Consider the following 17,744-nt stretch of genomic DNA (forward strand, 5'->3'; position numbering starts at 1 on the left):
AAAGAGATTTATGCCCAAAGTATTATTGATAGAAGATGAAGTGCAGCTCGGACAAATTGTGAAAGACAGCCTTGAGATGCGGGGGTTTGAAATGCTGTACGCAGCCGATGGCAAAGAAGGGCTGCGTATATACCAGCAGGAACATCCCGATGTGGTGGTGCTGGACATCATGATGCCTAACATGGATGGATTTACGGTTACGGCAGAAATCCGTAAGCAGGATAAATTCACGCCTATCATTTTCCTAACCGCCAAATCGCAGACTGCTGATGTGGTGAAAGGTTTTGAACTGGGGGGAAACGACTACCTGAAAAAGCCTTTCAGCATGGACGAGCTGATTGTTCGTATTACGGCGCTGCTGAAACGTTTCGGCGATAACCCCGGCACCAGGGAAATGGAAGAAGGCGCTGTAACCATCGGGCAATATGTTTTTAACTACACCAAGCAAACCCTTGCCCGCAATAATTCCATCGAGTTCCTGTCGCACCGCGAGGCGGCTATTTTACGCCGGTTATACGATAACAAAAATGAGGTAATGGAGCGGAAAGCTGTATTGCTGGATCTTTGGGGAGATGATAACTTTTTCAATGCCCGCAGTATGGACGTATTTATCACAAAACTCCGCCGGTACCTGAAAGATGATTCCCGTGTACAGATCGTAAATATCCGGGGAGTGGGTTACAAACTGATTTTTTAATGAATCATAGCCGGATCGGATTCAAAAGTAATGTACACACGGGTGCCTTCTACGGTGTTCTCCGCTCCCGGCAGATCGGAGATTTCAATGTTAAATTGTTTATGGTACATGGCGCGGTAAAGGGTGGCCCTTTCCATACATATTTCCATGCCCCTGGAATGGTGGTTGTTACTTTTTAGCCCGTCGTGATGATATTGCAGTGCCTGTACCCTTCCGATACCGTTGTCTGTTACCTCACAGGCATACAGGTCCGGGCCCAGCTGCATCCACTGAACATGTAGCTGCCTGTTTGTACGCTTGTGCATCAGCCCATGCCAGATTGCATTTTCCACAAATGGTTGTACCAGCATACAGGGTACATACAGGGCTGCCGCAGAAATTTGCGGATCGGTATAGAGCGTATACTCAAACCCGTTATTGGTGCGTAATTGTTCCAGTTTAAGGTAGTGCTCCAGCATATCAGCTTCTTCCTGCAGGGGGATAAAATCTTTATCAGCCAGCATTAACACTTTCCGGAGCAGGCCGGCAAAACGGGAAATATATTCCTGTGCCAGCGTCGTTTCGCCGGTCATGAGAGCGGTGTATATGCCGTTGAGGCAATTAAACTGGAAATGCGGGTTCACCTGTGATTTCAGGTTTACCAGTTTTAGTTCTGTGATTTGTGTGCGGAGAAGGAGCATTGCGGCATCCTGCTGGTGGCTGCTTTGGATCAAAGCTTCGCTGCTGCCTTTGAGAAGAAGGTAACGGGAACGGTAATGCAGACAAAGGAGAAAAAAGATGACAATGCCGGCTGCAGCCAGTATCAGCATAACAGTGTATGTAGTGACAGGCATAACCCCCTCGATTTGCTCATGAAAATATACGTCATTTCCGTGAAAAAAGGAGCAATGGCTAAACCTCTTCAGTTTACACCTAAACGCTTATCTTTGTTGTTTATGGAACAGTTAGTACAGCAAATAGCAGCCTACAAAGAAGAAATAGCGGCTTTTACGCCTGCCGGCGCAGCGGATCTGGAACAGTACCGCATAAAATTCCTGGGTACAAAAGGTATCGTGAAAGCTCTTTTCGGGGAGATGAAACAGGTACCGAATGACCGTAAGAAAGAATTCGGGCAGATATTAAACGAGTTTAAACAACTCGCGGAATCCCGCTACGAGCAGTTCAGCGACCTGAAAGATGCTGGTGGCGCCGATGCCGGCGATATAGATTATACTTTACCGGCCGCACCTCACCGGCTGGGCACCAGGCACCCTATCAGCCTGGTAAGGAATAAGATCATCCGCATTTTTGAGCGGCTGGGCTTTACCATTGCCGAAGGACCGGAAATTGAAGACGACTGGCACAACTTCACGGCATTGAACCTTCCGGAAAATCATCCGGCCCGCGACATGCAGGATACTTTCTTTATCAGCAAAAATCCCGACTGGCTGCTGCGCACCCAAACTTCCTCTGCCCAGGTAAGGGTAATGGAAGAAGGCAAGCTGCCTATCCGCATCATCAGCCCGGGAAGAGTATACCGTAATGAAACCATTTCAGCCCGTGCACACTGCTTCTTCCACCAGGTAGAAGGATTGTACATAGACGAAAATGTTTCTTTCGCAGACCTCAAACAAACGCTGTATCACTTTGTTCAGGAAATGTTTGGAGAGAACACGGGCATCCGTTTCCGTCCCTCCTATTTCCCGTTCACAGAGCCCAGCGCGGAAATGGACATTGTATGCTTCATTTGCGGAGGTACCGGCTGTAATGTATGTAAACAAACCGGCTGGGTGGAAATACTCGGTTGCGGAATGGTACATCCGAAAGTACTGGCCAACTGTGGCATCGACCCGGAAAAATATTCCGGCTTTGCCTTCGGTATGGGAATAGAACGTATTACCATGCTGAAATACCAGATCAAAGATCTGCGCCTGTTCTCTGAAAACGATACCCGTTTCCTGGAACAATTTGAAGGAGCAGTATAAATATTATTACCAGGCTATTTGGCTATTGCATAAATGCAGCGGAACTTCCCGCTGCATTTATGCAATAGCCGGATGAAAAACCTCAAAAAAGTGATTCAAACTATTGCCGTATGCGGCGCAGGTACTATGGGCGCCGGAATAGCACAGATAGCAGCCTACAGCGGATTTACTACTTTGTTGTTTGATATCCGGCAGGACGGCCTGGACAGGGCAAAAGCACAGATTGAGAAAAGCCTGACGGTAGCCGTGGAAAAAGGAAAGCTGGCTCCTGCAGATAAAGACAGCATCCTGCAACGGATCCGTTTCACCGCAGCTATCGAAGACTGTGTAGCCGATGTGATCATAGAGGCTATTGTAGAAAGAATCACCGCCAAAACAGCACTCTTCAACCAGCTGGCCGCCATCAATACCGCAGAAACCATTTTTGCTTCCAATACCTCTTCCCTGTCTGTTTCTGAAATAGCCTCGGCTGTAAGCGTTCATCCATCAAGAGTGGTGGGTATGCACTTTTTTAACCCCGCCCACCTGATGAAACTGGTGGAAGTGGTAAGCGGAAAGGAAACAGCACCAGCAGTAGCAGACACCGTTTATGAACTGGCGGAAAAGATGGGTAAAGTGCCGGTAAGGGTAAAAGATGCTCCCGGTTTTATTGTGAACAGGGTGGCCAGGCATTATTACCTGGAAGCCATGCATATTGCGGAACAGGGTCAGGCAGATTTCAGCACCATTGACCAGTTGCTGGAAGCAGCCGGGTTTAAAATGGGTCCTTTTGCATTAATGGACCTGATAGGTAACGATATCAACCTGGCGGTAACGCAATCCCTGTATGATGCTTTTGAGCAGGCGCCCCGCTTCAAACCTAATGCGCTGCAGGAACAAAGGGTGAAGGATGGTAAGCTGGGACGTAAAACAGGATTGGGTTTTTACAGGTACGAACAATAACAGGTTTTAGTTATTTTTGAACCTCTTTTTGGAAAAAAGAATTTTAGTCTTCATGATTTTAGTCACCGGCGGTACAGGTTTTTTGGGTAGTCATTTAATCCGGGCATTGGTTGCCGCAGGGAAACCTGTGAGAGCCTTGTACCGTAAACAACCTTCACCCCGGTTGCAGGATATTTCAGATAAAATAGAATGGGTACCAGGCGACATCCTGGACGTGTGCTCGCTGGAAGATGCCATGACGGATGTAACACAGGTATATCACTGTGCTGCAGTTGTTTCCTTTCAGGCAGCGGATAAAGACCGCCTGCTGAAAATTAACGCCGAAGGCACTGCCAACGTAGTGAATATGGCATTGGATGCAGGTGTTAAAAAGCTCCTGTATGTAAGCTCTGTAGCCGCTATCGGAAGAGCAAAGCCAGGTGCGGCCATAAACGAGGAATGTGAATGGGAAGACAGTAAGAATAATTCCCGCTACAGCATCAGTAAGTTCCAGGGAGAAATGGAAGTATGGAGAGGTATTGCAGAAGGACTGGATGCGGTAATTGTGAACCCCTCCATTATCCTGGGTGCAGGCTTCTGGGATGAAGGTTCCGGCACCCTGATAAAAAATGCCTGGAAAGAATTTCCTTATTACACACAGGGCGTAAATGGATTTGTGGATGTGGAGGATGTGGTAATTGCCATGATCCGGTTAATGGACAGCGACATCAACGAAGAGCGGTTTATCTTGTCGGCCGATAACTGGAGTTATCGGCAGCTATTCACCCATATGGCGCAGGCGCTCGGTAAAAAGCCGCCGCATATTGCGGCAAAGCCCTGGATGGCCGAAGCAGTGTGGCGCCTCGAAAAGGTGAAGGGAATGCTTACGGGCAAACACCCGCTTATCACTAAAGAAACGGCCCGTACTGCCCAGCTCAAAGTATACTACGAAAACAACAAGATCTTAAATGCTTTACCGGGGTTCCGGTTCCGGCCACTGGAAGAAACAATCCAGCATATTTCCGCCGCCTACCTCCGGGAGCGCGGAGCTGGTCTTTCGCGGGATTAACGCGGATGTTGTCTTTCTCGCTGATTACGCTGATTATACTGATTTAGGGGATTGATCATTTGGATTTAAAAGGATTCGGGGAGATATAAGCGGATATATTCGCTTATATCTCCCCGAATCCTTTTAAATCCTTATAAAATCCAACAAGTAAAATCAAACAAATCAGTATAATCAGTGTAATCAGCGGGAAAGACAACATCCGCGTACTCCACTCAAAAAAGGAACGCCGCTATAGCTGCTGCCAGTGTTTTGGAGAGTTCGGGAGGGGCGTCCCTGCTCATCCATACCCGGGGTTTTTCGCCTGGTATTACTGCTGCGATGGGTTGCCCGCGGTATTGAAACTCGTAGCACACACTTTCATAGGAATTCACCTTACCAAAGCGGTTATGGGCGGTAATGCGTATATCTGTATCCGTAGACCGTAACACGCCTGCCGGTTTGTTCTCATTCAGCTCCAGGTAATGCGGGCTTTTAATGATCATTTCCCAGCGTTTTAACGGCTCATTCCTGGTGCCGTTGATCAATGTATAGCGAAGGTCCGTGGCTCCCGGCAAACTACTTAAATAAGCCGGTAAGTCGCGGTTGGAGAACACAATGGCTGTAGTGTTCATGGTTTGTATCAACAGGTGTTCTTCATTGCCGTTCAGATAAAAATTAAAGGCGTTTTTTGGGTCTTTGACGAAGGTGGCTTCCGCTACGCCGTTTTTACGGGAAGTAGTGGAATAAAGGCCAAAAGAAATGGTTTTAGCGCTAAGCCAGCCGTCTTTCACCTTTACGGCCCATTCCTGGTCGCTGGTGTATAGGGATGATTTAACGGCGGTGGGTTTGGTGGTGCTGCAACTCCAAAGTAGCAGGGAGAGTAAGGCGGCGAACAAATACTTCATGAAGCGGGTGGTTTTGAATATGCTGAAACGCCGGGAACTGGTGATGTAGTTTCCCGGCGTTGATGATTACCTGGTTTCTTTGAGTTTCTCCCACATTTCGGGGATGCGTTTGATCCAGGCAAGTTCTTTCATTTTTACCCTGGCATCTTCTACCGGGGAACCAAAATATGTTTTACCTCCTTCCACGGAAGCCGGCACCCCGCTTTGTGCAAGTACAACAGCGCCTTTCCCGATGGTAAGATCTTTATTAACGCCTACCTGTCCCCACAGGATCACATTGTCTTCGATTTTAGCTTTACCGGCAATACCTACCTGCGCAGCAATGAGGCAATTTCTGCCGATAACGGTACCATGACCTACATGGATCATGTTATCCAGTTTGGTGCCACGGCCAATGATGGTATCGCCGCTTACGCCTTTATCGATGGTACAGCCGGCGCCAAGTTCCACATCGCTTTCAATGATCACTCTTCCGCAACTTTCCAGCTTATCATAGATCACTTCACGCTCCGCCCTTTTCTTAAAGTAAAAAGCATCTGCCCCGAGTACCGTTCCTGCGTGGATAATTACGTTGTCACCGATCTCACAGTAGTCGTAAATGGTTACGTTGGGATGAATGAGACAGTTGCGGCCAATGCGCACATGATTGCCAATGAATACGTTGGGTTGAATAACAGTGCCTTCTCCTATCACGGCACTGTCGCTGATGGCTTTGGTTGCCGCCTCAAAAGGTCTGAATCTTTTAACCAGTTTTACATACGCACTGAACGGGTCGTCCAGTACCAAAATCGCCTTGCCTTCCGGACAATCTACCTTTTTGTTTATGATAATGATGGTTGCTGCCGACTGTAGACTGGCGTTATAGTATTTCTCAAAGTCAACAAAGGAAATATCTCCCGGTGTAACCTTATGTATTTCATTGATGCCAGTGGCCATCAGGTGGCTGTTGCCAACCAGCTCTGCGCCTATATATGCTGCTATTTCCGTTACTGCAACAGGTGCTTCGAACTTCATATACTCTGAATTATTGAATAATGTTTAAGAGCAACAAAGGTAGTAAATCGGCAATTGCAACCATCAAAATATGAAGGCATGATAACGATGATCGGAAAGTTTCGATCTGCTGTTATCCACAATTATTTTAGTAGTGTGAATAAAATTTTTTGTAAATTTTTTCTTTTGTGATGAAATTCTTTTTAATATTGTGTAGGGAATTTTGTTTCCCTGTACTTACTAACCCATTCACATAACAAGAAAGTCTGATTGTTCCAACGGTCAGACTTTTTTTATTGCCTCTGAAACCCGCATGAATAAAGCGTTACAGCAGATCACATTTTTATCGCACTAAAATTCATCACTACATCTTCTTCTTTCTCATCCCCATTTACCGGTAAATGGATAACCCGGTAGAGGACCCCGTTTTTTCAAATTTTGGGTTTTTCTGGCCTAAAAGCGAAAAAAAAACGCGGATTTTGTCTTTCTCGCTGATTACGCTGATTATACTGATTACTTTGATTTTACTTTTTGGGATTTATAAAAGATTCGGGGAGATGGAAGCGGGTATATTCGCTTATATCTTTCTAAATCTTTTCAATCCTTTATAGAATCCAAAAAGTAAAATCAAAGTAATCAGTATAATCAGCGGGAAAGACAAATTATATAGCGCGGCTAAACAATTGTGAATGTGGTACTTGTCGCCACAGCCGGGCATCAAAAGCCATACAAATGTTGCGGATAAAAGGCCTTCCTGCTGGCGTTACCACCACCTTCTGAGGCAGTACCTGCACCAGCCCGTCGCGCTCCAGCTCCTGCAATCGCTGCAGGCCATCGATGATCGCATCACACTGCGTGTCTGCCTTGTTCCAGGTAGTTTCAAATCCACACATCAGCTCATGAATATGCTTCCGTAGCAACCCGTCTTCTTCGTTCAGGATATGACCGCGTACAACCGGAAACGCCCCTTTGTTCACCAGGTCCTGGTAAACATCCACCTTCTTCTCATTTTGTGCATAAGCATACCAGCTGTCGCCAATGGAGGAAGCACCCAAACCCACCAGCAACGATGTGGGAGAATCAGTATAGCCCATGAAGTTCCGGTGCAGCCGCCCTTGCAGGAAAGCTTTATGCAATGCCTCTTCCGGCAGCGCGAAATGATCCATACCAATCTCTGTATAACCATTGCTGTCGAACAGTAACTTACCCAGTTCATACAACTGCCGCTTCTCTTCATCTTTTGGCAGATCTGCTTCTGTATAACGACGCTGACCGGTTCCCTTTATCCAGGGCACATGTGCATAACTGTAAAAAGAGATCCTGTCGGGGCGTAACCGGACAACCTTATCAATCGTATGCTGCATACTTGTAAGCGTTTGCAGCGGTAAACCATAGATCAGGTCGAAGTTGATGGAGGTAAATCCAATCTTCCTGGCGTTCTCTACTACGGATGCCACCATTCCAAAAGGTTGCAAACGGTTAATGATTTCCTGTACCCGCATATCAAAGTCCTGTATGCCTAAACTGATCCTGCGGAAGCCGAGGTTATACAACGACTGAAGATGCTCCGGTGTGGTATTGCCCGGATGACCTTCGAAGCTTAAACTGGCATCAGGCAGCAGCTCCGCAGTGCGGTAAATGCCATTCAGCAACATCGCCAGATGCGCTGCACTGAAAAAGGTAGGCGTGCCTCCGCCAAGATGTATTTCCCGGATGTGCGGACGCCCACCGAAAGTATCCACATACAGCTGCCACTCTTTCAGCAGGGTTTCAATATAAGGCCCCTCCACCCCGTGGTTAACGGTGATGTGTTTATTACAACCGCAATACGTACACATACTCTCACAGAAAGGCAGGTGAATGTATAAGCTGATCCCATCTTTACCGTTCGATCCGAGGAATGATTTCTTCAACAGCGTTTTCCACTTCTCCGGATGAAAAGTTTGCTCTTCCCAATAGGGAACAGTAGGGTAACTGGTGTACCGCGGTGCAGCCACGTTATATTTACTGATGAGGCTCATGATGTAATGGTTTATGACAACAATTTTCAACTACATGTTCACTATTGGGCGTCAGCACCGGGCTGATGTAAGGAATGCCCAGGTTCAGTCCCCGGAGGATCAGCAGCACGCCCATGATGCTGATCGCCACCGGTATCATACTGCGCATCCGGTTGCGCACCTGCATATTGATCAGGTGACTGAACCAGGTAACACCCACCATTGCAGGTAAAGTACCTGCACCAAAGGCAGCCATGAACAACATTCCTTTCAGCACATCACCGGAGGCAACGGCGCCGGCAATACCGAGGTACACGAGTCCACATGGAAGGAGTCCGTTCAGAAAGCCAATGGCATATAAAGTATGGAAACGCTGTTGCCTTAACAGGCTGCCCAGCCGGGATTTTATTTTTGAAGTAAAAATATCCGGGAGATGCCTGCCTTTTGTTAATCTTATGCCGGCGTATTTCAATATTACCAGCCCAAGCAATAAGCTGCCAGTGATGATCGACAACCATTGCTGTAACCCACCCAGGTATAACTGTTTGCCCAGCCAGCCAAAAAGCAATCCGAGGATGGCATAAGCACTGATGCGGCCCGCGTTGTATAACAGTATGCCCCCTAATTTGCGGCTGCCGTTAAGATGTTGTACCGGCAGTGTTAATGCAATAGGACCACACATACCTATGCAGTGAAAGCTGCCCACAAAACCAAGTATAAATGAAGCGATCATAGTGCGTATATCTTTTGTAATTTTTTAAATAACTATCCTGCTTCGTTATATCAATTAATATTTACCAATTGTTCCTGGTAGTATGGCTGGTTGTTCATCGTCCATGCTATCTTCACTTTATAGGGTCCCCTGACGAATAATTGCCGGCTCACTAACTGTCGTCCCGATTGATCCGGTTGAAGCGGCATCAATACATCCTTGCCGGAATCAGAAGGCCGGTAAAAGGTTACTTTACCGTTGAGCGCTTTGTTCCGCAGCTCAGATGGAAGAGAGATCATTACACCTGTATCTTCCTGGGATATAGTAACAGGTGCAGATAATCTTCCGGCATTTTCTTTTCCATCAATTACCTGCTGGTATTTCAATTCTTCGCCGTAGTAATCAGGCGTTACCATATCAATCCTGGTACGCATGCTTTTGGTAACCAGCGTGAGAATGCCGGCGGCAAATACAACAAACACTATAATGATCTTATGTCCCCAGTTCATGGCAATAATTTTTTAAGATGTGAACGCGCTGTCTTGTTATTGTACCGGTCCTAAAAACGTGGTGCGTAAACGAGTAATCCTTTCGTTGTGTTCATACAGCCCGATATATAAAGTTGACTTACGCTGATGCACGGAAGCTTTGGGCAATACAATAAAGAAAGTACCCTCCCCCTGCCCTTCGGCCTTTACATGAATTACGGCATTGCCTATCATGGACACCACGCCGTTTTCATTTTCCAGTTTCAACCCGAGTGGGATATCCCGGCCGGTTTTATTGAGGAGCTTAATACGGTACAGGTTTGATAAGCTATCAGCGCCTCTTTCCTGGTACAACATACCTGCTGTACGCATAATAGTGCCGCTCACCGGTTTCCGGCTGCCCAGCATAAAGCTGATAGTAGCGAGTAATACCACCAATACCCCGGAGTATACTTTGAGCCGCGGCGTAAACCGCAGCTTTTGTTTGCTGGCGATGCCGTTTTCGGAAGCATACCGGATCAGTCCTTTAGGCCGGCCGGTTTGCTCCATCATGAAATCGCATGCGTCAATACAGGCGGTGCAGTTCACACACTCCAGCTGGGTACCGTTCCGTATATCTATTCCCGTAGGACAAACCTTCACGCACTGCATACAGTCGATGCAATCGCCGTGTGCCCTGGAATCGTCTTTACGGAACTTTCCACGGGGCTCTCCCCTTTCGTAATCGTACGCCACCAAAATGGAGTTTTTGTCCAGCAATACCCCCTGCAAACGGCCATACGGACATACAATTGTGCAGATCTGCTCCCTCATAAAGGCAAATACGCCATAGAACACGCCTGAAAACACGATGATGGCGATAAAGCCGCCGGTGTGTGCAGATAACGGCTCGGTGATAATCTTACCCAGCGCTTTAGCCCCGATGATATAGGCGAGGAATATATTGGCAATGAGAAATGACAGGGCATAGAAGGCAATGTGCTTCCCTGTTTTCCGCATGATTTTATTGGTATTCCAGGGCGATTGCTGCAGCATTTTTTGCGCAGCGGCATCTCCCTCTATCCAGTATTCCAGGCGGCGGAATAACAGCTCCATAAAAATGGTTTGTGGACACATCCACCCACAGAAGAGCCTTCCAAAGGCCATCGTAAACACTACAATAAAAAGAATGAATGCCAGCATAGCCAAACCGAAAATGAAGAAGTCCTGCGGCCAGAAGATGGCGCCAAAAAGGATAAACTTTCCCTCCACCACATTCAGCATAAATAAAGGCCTGCCATTTATAGAAATAAACGGCAGGCTGAAGAAAACACTAAAATACAGGAGACTCACCCAACTGCGGATATTATACCAGCGGCCTTTTGGCTGCTTTGCGTATATCCAGTTGCGTTTGCCTTGCCCGTCAACGGTAGCTATTGTATCTCTGAAGGTGCTGTTAGCCATAACTGCTGCTTTATTCTTTCTGTCCCTGTGGTTCTTTGGCATTCGGCGGATTAGTGCCGCGTAACGTTTTGATGTAGCAGGCTACCTGCGCCAGTTGTTTCGGCGAAAAGTCTTCCTGCCAGGATTTCATTCCTTTATCGGCCACGCCGTATTTTATTGTTTTAAACACTTCATTGAGTTTGCCGCCGTGCAGCCAGTAGTCGTCGGTGAGATTGGGTCCTACCACACCCTGTCCCTGCGGGCCATGACAAGGCGCGCAGTTGGAAACGAACATCTTTTGCCCGGCAGCGATATCAGCCGGATCGGTGAGCATCACTACATTGTTTTCATCGATGTTATTGGCGGCTTTTTTCAGGTATTCCTGTTTGGCAACAGCCGCTTTTTCTTCTTCTGCCGCCAGCTCTTCCAGCTGGCCGGGTGCAGAGTGAGTAACTTCTGTACGCCAGAAGTATACGATGCCAAAGCAAACAGTGAATACAAATCCCCATTTCCACCAGGGAGGTGTAGGGTTATTGAGTTCATGGATGCCATCAAAATCATGGCCCATGTCTTCCTCTGCTTCTGCTACTGCATCCACGGTCCGGGTTTTATTGATTTTTTCGAGCCATGATACCCTGGGTTTACCAGGGGCCACTGCTTTCGGGGGGTTACGTTTTCTTTTGATGCCCACGAGGTAGCGCAACAGGAATAAAAGACTGATGATCACCGCCAGTTCCAGTATAATAACAGATATCAGCAGGTAGAAAGAAGTTTGCGACAGCCTCGTAAAATAAGGACTGGCAACAGTAGCTGCGTCCTGCGCAAAAGCGCTGCTACTCAGGAGTGACAGCATAACAACACCACCAGTCATTAAAGCTTTACCGGCATCTTTCTTCATCTTTTCCCTGAAAATATCCATAGCGCCCAGCACCGCATTGGCCAGGATACCGATAGCCAGTAATAGTCCTCCGGCTACCACCAGTAATACCAGGGCTACCGGGTCAGATAATTCTGATGGCGTCCCCGCTCCGCTATCCGCAAAGGCGGGGATACTGCATAATAAAGCACCGGTGAGTAGCTGTATAAACTGTTTATTCATTGTTTTTCTTTTATTGGGCATTTGTGTCGTCATTATCTAAAGGAATACGGCTGATATGATCCACCATTTTCTTATCGGCTTTAAAAGCCCATAGTGAGGCCGCCACAAAAAAAGTGGTAAACAACAGCAGCGATGCCATCGGGTAAATACTGATGCCAGCTATAGATCCCAGGTAATTAATGAACTTCATGACGTTGCGGTTTAGAATTCAGCGTTATTGGCTACGGGCGCAGGCTTTGGGGCCGACTTGATATCTTTCCCCATCCTTTGCAGGTAGGCTATTAATGCAATAATTTCACGGTCTGCTTTAATGGGTAGTTTATCCTTTTGAAGGGATGCGGCAATGCCCTGGGCCTGTTTCTCCAGGTCGGCAATAGCCTGTTGTTCGTAGCCAGCTGCATAAGGTACCCCCAGTTTCCGCATCACGTTGATCATGGCAGGCGTTTTACTTTTATCCACTCTTTCTTCAAAGAGCCAGGGATAAGCAGGCATAATAGAACCCGGCGACATCGACGTAGGATCGAGCATGTGATTAAAGTGCCAGGAGTCCGGATACTTGCCACCAATACGCGCCAGATCGGGACCGGTGCGTTTGGATCCCCATTGGAACGGATGGTCATATACAAATTCGCCGGCTTTGGAGTATTCGCCATAGCGGGCCACTTCATCCCGGAAAGGACGGATCATCTGTGAGTGGCAGTTGTAGCAACCTTCTCTCAGGTAAATATCACGACCGTGTAGTTCCAGCGGCGTATATGGTTTTACACTGCTGATAGTAGGAATATTGCTGCGGATCAGGAAGGTAGGCATCATTTCCAGCAGGCCGCCAATGGCTACTACTACCAAACTGAATACCACCAGTTGTATAGGGCGGCGCTCTATCCAGTTGTGCCAGTGCGCTTTACCATGTGTAACAATTTCTTTTGGTAATGCAGGTGCTTCTGCTGCTTCGTTGGCAATAAATGCACCTTTGCGGATCGTTTTGGTAAGGTTAACAATCATCAGTATCAGGCCGCTGATATATAACATACCACCTACCGCGCGCAGCGCATACATCGGAACAATGGTGGTAACTGTTTCCATGAACTGGTACTTCAGTTGTCCTTCTTCGGTAAACTGTTTCCACATCATACTCTGTGTAAAGGCTGCCCAGTAAAGCGGGATTACATAAAAGATAATGCCCAGTGTGCCGATCCAGAAGTGCGTATTGGCCCATTTGCGGGAGAAAAGCTGCGTACCAAAAATGCGGGGGATCATCCAATAAAGGATACCAAATGTGAGGAACCCATTCCAGCCCAATGCGCCAACGTGAACGTGCGCAATGGTCCAGTCGGTATAATGACTAATGGCATTCACATTTTTCAGCGACAGCATCGGTCCTTCAAAAGTGGCCATACCGTAACAGGTAAGCGCTACCACAAAAAATTTAAGGATAGCATCCTCCCTCACCCGGTCCCAGGCGCCGCGCAGGGTAAGCAGGCCGTTGAGCATACCACCCCAGGATGGAGCGATCAGCATAATGCTGAAAGCTGTTCCCAATGATTGGGCCCATTCGGGTAAAGCAGTGTACAGCAGGTGATGCGGGCCGGCCCAGATATAAATAAATATCAGCGACCAGAAGTGGATGATGGACCAGCGATACGAGTACACCGGCCTGTTGGTGGCCTTAGGTACAAAATAGTACATCAGCCCAAGGTAAGGCGTGGTGAGAAAAAACGCCACCGCATTATGTCCGTACCACCACTGTACCAGCGCATCCTGTACGCCCGCATACCAGCTGTAACTTTTGAACAGGGATAAAGGGAATTCAAAAGAGTTGATAATATGTAACATGGCAATAGCTACCCAGGTGCCGATGTAGAACCAGATAGCTACGTATAAATGTGACTCGCGCCTGCGCAGGATAGTACCCAGCATGTTGGCGCCAAACACTACCCAGATAAGGGTGATGGCAATATCAAAGGGCCATTCCAGCTCTGCATATTCTTTGCCGGTAGTGTAGCCCAGGAACAGGGTAAGGGCGCCGCCGGCGATGATGGCCTGCCAGCCCCAGAAATGTACTTTACTCAGCAGATCACTGAACATACGGGCTTTACAAAGCCGTTGCAGGGAATAATATACTCCCATGAAAATACCATTGCCTACAAATGCAAAGATGACGGCGTTAGTATGTACGGGTCTTAACCTGCCAAAAGTAATGGGGGCAAATCCCATGTTAAGGCCGGGGATCACCAGCTCCAGCGCTGCCCACAACCCGGCCAGCATGCCTATCAGCCCCCAGAACATACAAGCGTAGGCAAACCATTTCACCGTGCGGTTGTCGTAATAAAATTTTTCGAGTGACATAGTGGTATTTAAAGGTGTTGATAAATGCGTTTATTCAGGCTTATCCTCGAAGAGGATGCGGTGCGCCGGTGAAAAATCATCTTCAAACTGCCCGTTTTTTACTGACCAGATAAATGCTGCCAGGAACCCTATGGCTACCAGTAAACTAACACCGAGTAAAATGATGATAACGCTCATGGCTATTTATTTAATGAGAACAAACCTGGCTGTTTCCAATGCCTGCAGGGCATGTATTTCGTTGGCGCCAAAGGAAAAAACATCGCCGGATTCCAGGATGGTTATTTCTTCGTTGAGCATAAATGCGATCCTCCCTTCCAGTATAAGGATCATGGCATGGGCCGGCGATGTATGCGGCGGAATCTGTTGCCCCTGTTGCATAATGAGCAGGGTGGCATCAAAGCGTTTTGTTTTCAGGATAGCACAACTCTTCACTTTTTCATTTCCCGCTATCTGCATTACGTTCATTCCTTTCATGGATGGTGTATTGTGATGTAATACCATACTTCTTTTCCGGCATGCCTCACCCGTTGCGTGTAAACAGCCTTTTCAGCGGCTGTTTACACGCCCATTTCATCCGGGCTTATCTGAGGTTGGGCTTAGATTTACTGTGTATGTTTCGTGTGATAGCAAAGGTAACAGTAGTATACCTTTACTACTATGACTTTACTCAATCAGGAATATGACTTTTATCATTCATTTGCTGTAGTGCTTTGCTGTAAAGCTTTTTACCCTGCCATTCGCTGCAACCGAAAGTGATCAGGATAATGCTGATAGAACTGGCAGGCATCAGTACGGCGGCTACCAGCGGCGATAAAATTCCCTGCACCGCAAAGTATAAACCGGTAATGTTATAGAGGAGTGACAATACAAAACTAAAGAGGATAATACGCTTGTTGGCTTTGCACAAGCGGATGAAAGACAGCAGCAGAGGCAGTTGACCCGCATGCAGTATGCCATCGCTGGCAGGCGTAAAGTTGTTGCTGTCTTCTGTTAATGAAATACCAATATCACTTTGTTTCAGCGCACCGGCATCGTTTAATCCATCACCAATCATCATTACCTTTTCGTTCTTTTTTTGGAGGGAGATGATATAAGCGAGTTTATCTGCCGGTTGTTGCTCAAAAAGAAGGGTGGCATCGTTGCCCATCAACTGACCTAATTGCGGGAGCGTATGATTATTATCTCCTGACAGTACAGATAGTGGATAGGAGGTTTGCAGTTGCTGCATCAGTTGCCGTAAACCATTCCGGTAGCTGCTGCGGATAGTAAATAACCCGTACAGCTTTTCGTTGATAGATACATACACCACACTTCCTTCCTGCTCACTTTTGTGGTGTGCGCCCGTGAAGCCTGCATTGCCCAGCCGGATAAAAAATCCGTCTACCCATCCGCATACACCTTTGCCGGTAAAGTGCTGGAAGTCGTGGATATGCCGCGATGCAGGATCTCCGCAATACTGCACAATGGCCCGGCTTAAAGGATGAGTGGATTGTGCTGCCAGGGTAGCTATCATCACTTCCTGTATTGGTGTAAGCGCATTGCCGTAATAGATAACGGAGCTGCCTGTTTTGCCGGTGAGTGTACCGGTTTTGTCGAATACAATATGTGTGGCGTTGGCCATGTTTTCAATGGCTTGTGCATTACGCAGGTAAAACCGGTGCCGGCTGAGGATTCTTAAAATATGTCCGTTGGTAAATGAAGATGCCAGCAGCAAGGCACAGGGGCAGGCAATGATCAGGATGGCGGTAACAGCAGGCCATATACGTGCGGGGTCATTTACCCACCAGTAAGCGGCGGTAGCAGCTGCAATCAACAACACTGCCCAGGTAAAATAACGGCTCAGCAGGTGAACAAATGACACCTGTTTTTCTGCTTTATTTTTCAATTCATCACGGTTCCATAAACTGGTCAGGTAACTCTGCGCTACCTCTTTAATGGTAAGTATTTCGAGGTTACCATTAAGCTGTCTGCCGCCGGCATAAATAATTTCCCCGATCGACTTGCTGACCGGTACCGATTCTCCGGTTACAAAGCTGTAATCTATCAGGGCTTTTCCTCTTACAATAATGCCATCTGCGGGTACCAGTTCATTGTTGTGAATACGGATGGTATCGCCGGTTTTCAGCTCAGGAAGTGTGGTAGGAATTTCTTTATCTTCCTTTATAACGCTTACGGCTATTGGAAAATAGGCGGTATAATCCCGGTCAAACGAAAGCCCCAGGTAAGTTTTATCTTGCAATATTCTTCCTATCAGCATAAAAAATACGATGCCTGTCATGGAATCAAAATATCCCGGCTGACCGTTGATTACTTCCACAAAGCTGCGTATAAAAGTAACGAAGATGGCAAGCACAATAGGTACGTCTATATTAAGGAATCCATGCTTTAACCCGTTCCAGGCCGGTTTATAAAATGCCTGTGCGCTGTAAAGCAATACCGGCAATGCCAGTACCAGGTTCATATACCGGAACAGGCGGTTAAATATTTCATCAAGACCACCGGCGCCGGCAAAATAATCGGGAAAACTCAGCAACATGATATTGCCGAAGCAAAAGCCGGCCACACCCAGCTGGTATACCAGCTGCCGGTTAACCGCCGGTTTTTTGCGTTGCAGATCCTGCAGGCTGATGTACGGTTCATACCCGATGGCGGTTAATATTTCTGCCACCCTTCTTAAAGAGTTGCCGGTATGTGAGTAGATGATTAATACTTCTTTCTTACTGAAATTAACGGTGACCCGCTGTACTCCTTTCTCTAGCCGGTGCAGGTTTTCAAGTAGCCATAAACAGGAGCTGCAATGGATTTGCGGGATATAAAAGGAAACATGCGTGTGGGTATCGTCCCTGAAGAGATAGAGTTGTTGCGCAATTTTTTCGTCGTCGAGGAAAGCAAACTTATCGCTTCGCATGGCTACCCGCTGACTGATACCTGGTTTGCTGTTAAGATGGTAGTATTCACAGAGGTCGTACTGGTTCAGTATTTCGTATACCGTTTTACATCCTATACAGCAGAATACTTTCTCCTGCAGGGTGATATCGTTGTCAGTACAGTTTTCCCCGCAGTGATAGCAGGAGGTGTTGGTTTGAACATGCGAAGAAACGGCCATCAGTCAATAGTTGTGTTATTGCAAAAGTACCGGTCGCGGCAGA

Annotated in this window: 17 protein-coding genes; 4 read left to right on the forward strand and 13 right to left on the reverse strand. The window is 47.3% G+C overall.

Translation table 11 applies throughout. The features are described 5' to 3' along the window. The first annotated feature begins 10 nt into the window (after window positions 1-10). Window positions 11-697, forward strand: a complete 687-nt coding sequence (locus AB6805_RS08035) for a response regulator transcription factor (RefSeq protein ID WP_370908918.1) — start codon at window positions 11-13, stop codon at window positions 695-697. Here AB6805_RS08035 and AB6805_RS08040 read toward each other — a convergent pair. Then, complete coding sequence (locus AB6805_RS08040) at window positions 694-1,530, reverse strand: sensor histidine kinase (protein ID WP_370908919.1); 837 nt, start codon at window positions 1,528-1,530, stop codon at window positions 694-696. The two genes, AB6805_RS08035 and AB6805_RS08040, sit on opposite strands and share 4 nt — an antisense overlap. 102 nt (window positions 1,531-1,632) lie before the next feature. Between AB6805_RS08040 and pheS the strand changes: the two genes are divergently transcribed. From pheS to AB6805_RS08055, 3 genes are all read left to right on the forward strand, one after another. After that, window positions 1,633-2,661 (forward strand): phenylalanine--tRNA ligase subunit alpha, encoded by a 1,029-nt coding sequence (gene pheS, locus AB6805_RS08045; protein ID WP_089896762.1) that lies wholly within the window; start codon window positions 1,633-1,635, stop codon window positions 2,659-2,661. A gap of 72 nt (window positions 2,662-2,733) precedes the next feature. Further along, window positions 2,734-3,603: a 3-hydroxyacyl-CoA dehydrogenase NAD-binding domain-containing protein gene (locus AB6805_RS08050; RefSeq protein WP_370908920.1), complete on the forward strand. Its 870-nt coding sequence runs from the start codon at window positions 2,734-2,736 to the stop codon at window positions 3,601-3,603. Between the two features lie 52 nt (window positions 3,604-3,655). After that, the gene (locus AB6805_RS08055) at window positions 3,656-4,651 is read left to right on the forward strand and encodes an NAD-dependent epimerase/dehydratase family protein (protein WP_370908921.1); all 996 of its coding nucleotides are present in this window, start codon (window positions 3,656-3,658) and stop codon (window positions 4,649-4,651) included. A 212-nt stretch (window positions 4,652-4,863) separates the two neighbouring features. On the opposite strand, the gene AB6805_RS08060 is transcribed toward AB6805_RS08055, so the two are convergent. From AB6805_RS08060 to AB6805_RS08115, 12 genes are all read right to left on the reverse strand, one after another. Further along, window positions 4,864-5,535, reverse strand: a complete 672-nt coding sequence (locus AB6805_RS08060) for a hypothetical protein (RefSeq protein ID WP_370908922.1) — start codon at window positions 5,533-5,535, stop codon at window positions 4,864-4,866. Window positions 5,536-5,601: 66 nt separating this feature from the next. Next, window positions 5,602-6,549: a UDP-3-O-(3-hydroxymyristoyl)glucosamine N-acyltransferase gene (locus AB6805_RS08065; RefSeq protein ID WP_370908923.1), complete on the reverse strand. Its 948-nt coding sequence runs from the start codon at window positions 6,547-6,549 to the stop codon at window positions 5,602-5,604. A gap of 641 nt (window positions 6,550-7,190) precedes the next feature. Further along, the gene (gene hemN / locus AB6805_RS08070) at window positions 7,191-8,549 is read right to left on the reverse strand and encodes an oxygen-independent coproporphyrinogen III oxidase (RefSeq protein WP_370908924.1); all 1,359 of its coding nucleotides are present in this window, start codon (window positions 8,547-8,549) and stop codon (window positions 7,191-7,193) included. After that, window positions 8,533-9,261, reverse strand: coding sequence for a sulfite exporter TauE/SafE family protein (locus AB6805_RS08075; RefSeq protein WP_370908925.1), 729 nt, complete (start codon window positions 9,259-9,261; stop codon window positions 8,533-8,535). The genes hemN and AB6805_RS08075 overlap by 17 nt, the downstream gene beginning before the upstream one ends. A gap of 50 nt (window positions 9,262-9,311) precedes the next feature. Beyond that, complete coding sequence (locus AB6805_RS08080; RefSeq protein WP_370908926.1) at window positions 9,312-9,749, reverse strand: FixH family protein; 438 nt, start codon at window positions 9,747-9,749, stop codon at window positions 9,312-9,314. A 36-nt stretch (window positions 9,750-9,785) separates the two neighbouring features. Then, window positions 9,786-11,171, reverse strand: coding sequence for a cytochrome c oxidase accessory protein CcoG (gene ccoG, locus AB6805_RS08085; RefSeq protein ID WP_370908927.1), 1,386 nt, complete (start codon window positions 11,169-11,171; stop codon window positions 9,786-9,788). 10 nt (window positions 11,172-11,181) lie between these two features. Continuing rightward, on the reverse strand, window positions 11,182-12,249 hold the full coding sequence (locus AB6805_RS08090) for a cbb3-type cytochrome c oxidase N-terminal domain-containing protein (RefSeq protein WP_370908928.1): 1,068 nt from the start codon (window positions 12,247-12,249) through the stop codon (window positions 11,182-11,184). Between the two features lie 10 nt (window positions 12,250-12,259). Further along, on the reverse strand, window positions 12,260-12,439 hold the full coding sequence (locus AB6805_RS08095) for a CcoQ/FixQ family Cbb3-type cytochrome c oxidase assembly chaperone (RefSeq protein ID WP_370908929.1): 180 nt from the start codon (window positions 12,437-12,439) through the stop codon (window positions 12,260-12,262). A gap of 11 nt (window positions 12,440-12,450) precedes the next feature. After that, window positions 12,451-14,595, reverse strand: coding sequence for a cytochrome-c oxidase, cbb3-type subunit I (gene ccoN / locus AB6805_RS08100; RefSeq protein WP_370908930.1), 2,145 nt, complete (start codon window positions 14,593-14,595; stop codon window positions 12,451-12,453). A 30-nt stretch (window positions 14,596-14,625) separates the two neighbouring features. Further along, a complete protein-coding gene (ccoS, locus tag AB6805_RS08105; protein ID WP_370908931.1) occupies window positions 14,626-14,772 on the reverse strand; it encodes a cbb3-type cytochrome oxidase assembly protein CcoS in 147 nt (48 codons plus the stop codon). A gap of 6 nt (window positions 14,773-14,778) precedes the next feature. Beyond that, a complete protein-coding gene (locus tag AB6805_RS08110) occupies window positions 14,779-15,069 on the reverse strand; it encodes a cupin domain-containing protein (RefSeq protein ID WP_370908932.1) in 291 nt (96 codons plus the stop codon). Window positions 15,070-15,262: 193 nt separating this feature from the next. Further along, on the reverse strand, window positions 15,263-17,701 hold the full coding sequence (locus tag AB6805_RS08115; RefSeq protein ID WP_370908933.1) for a heavy metal translocating P-type ATPase: 2,439 nt from the start codon (window positions 17,699-17,701) through the stop codon (window positions 15,263-15,265). Window positions 17,702-17,744: the final 43 nt, after the last annotated feature.

It is taken from the genome of Chitinophaga sp. RCC_12 (genome assembly GCF_041360695.1).
GTDB lineage: Bacteria > Bacteroidota > Bacteroidia > Chitinophagales > Chitinophagaceae > Chitinophaga.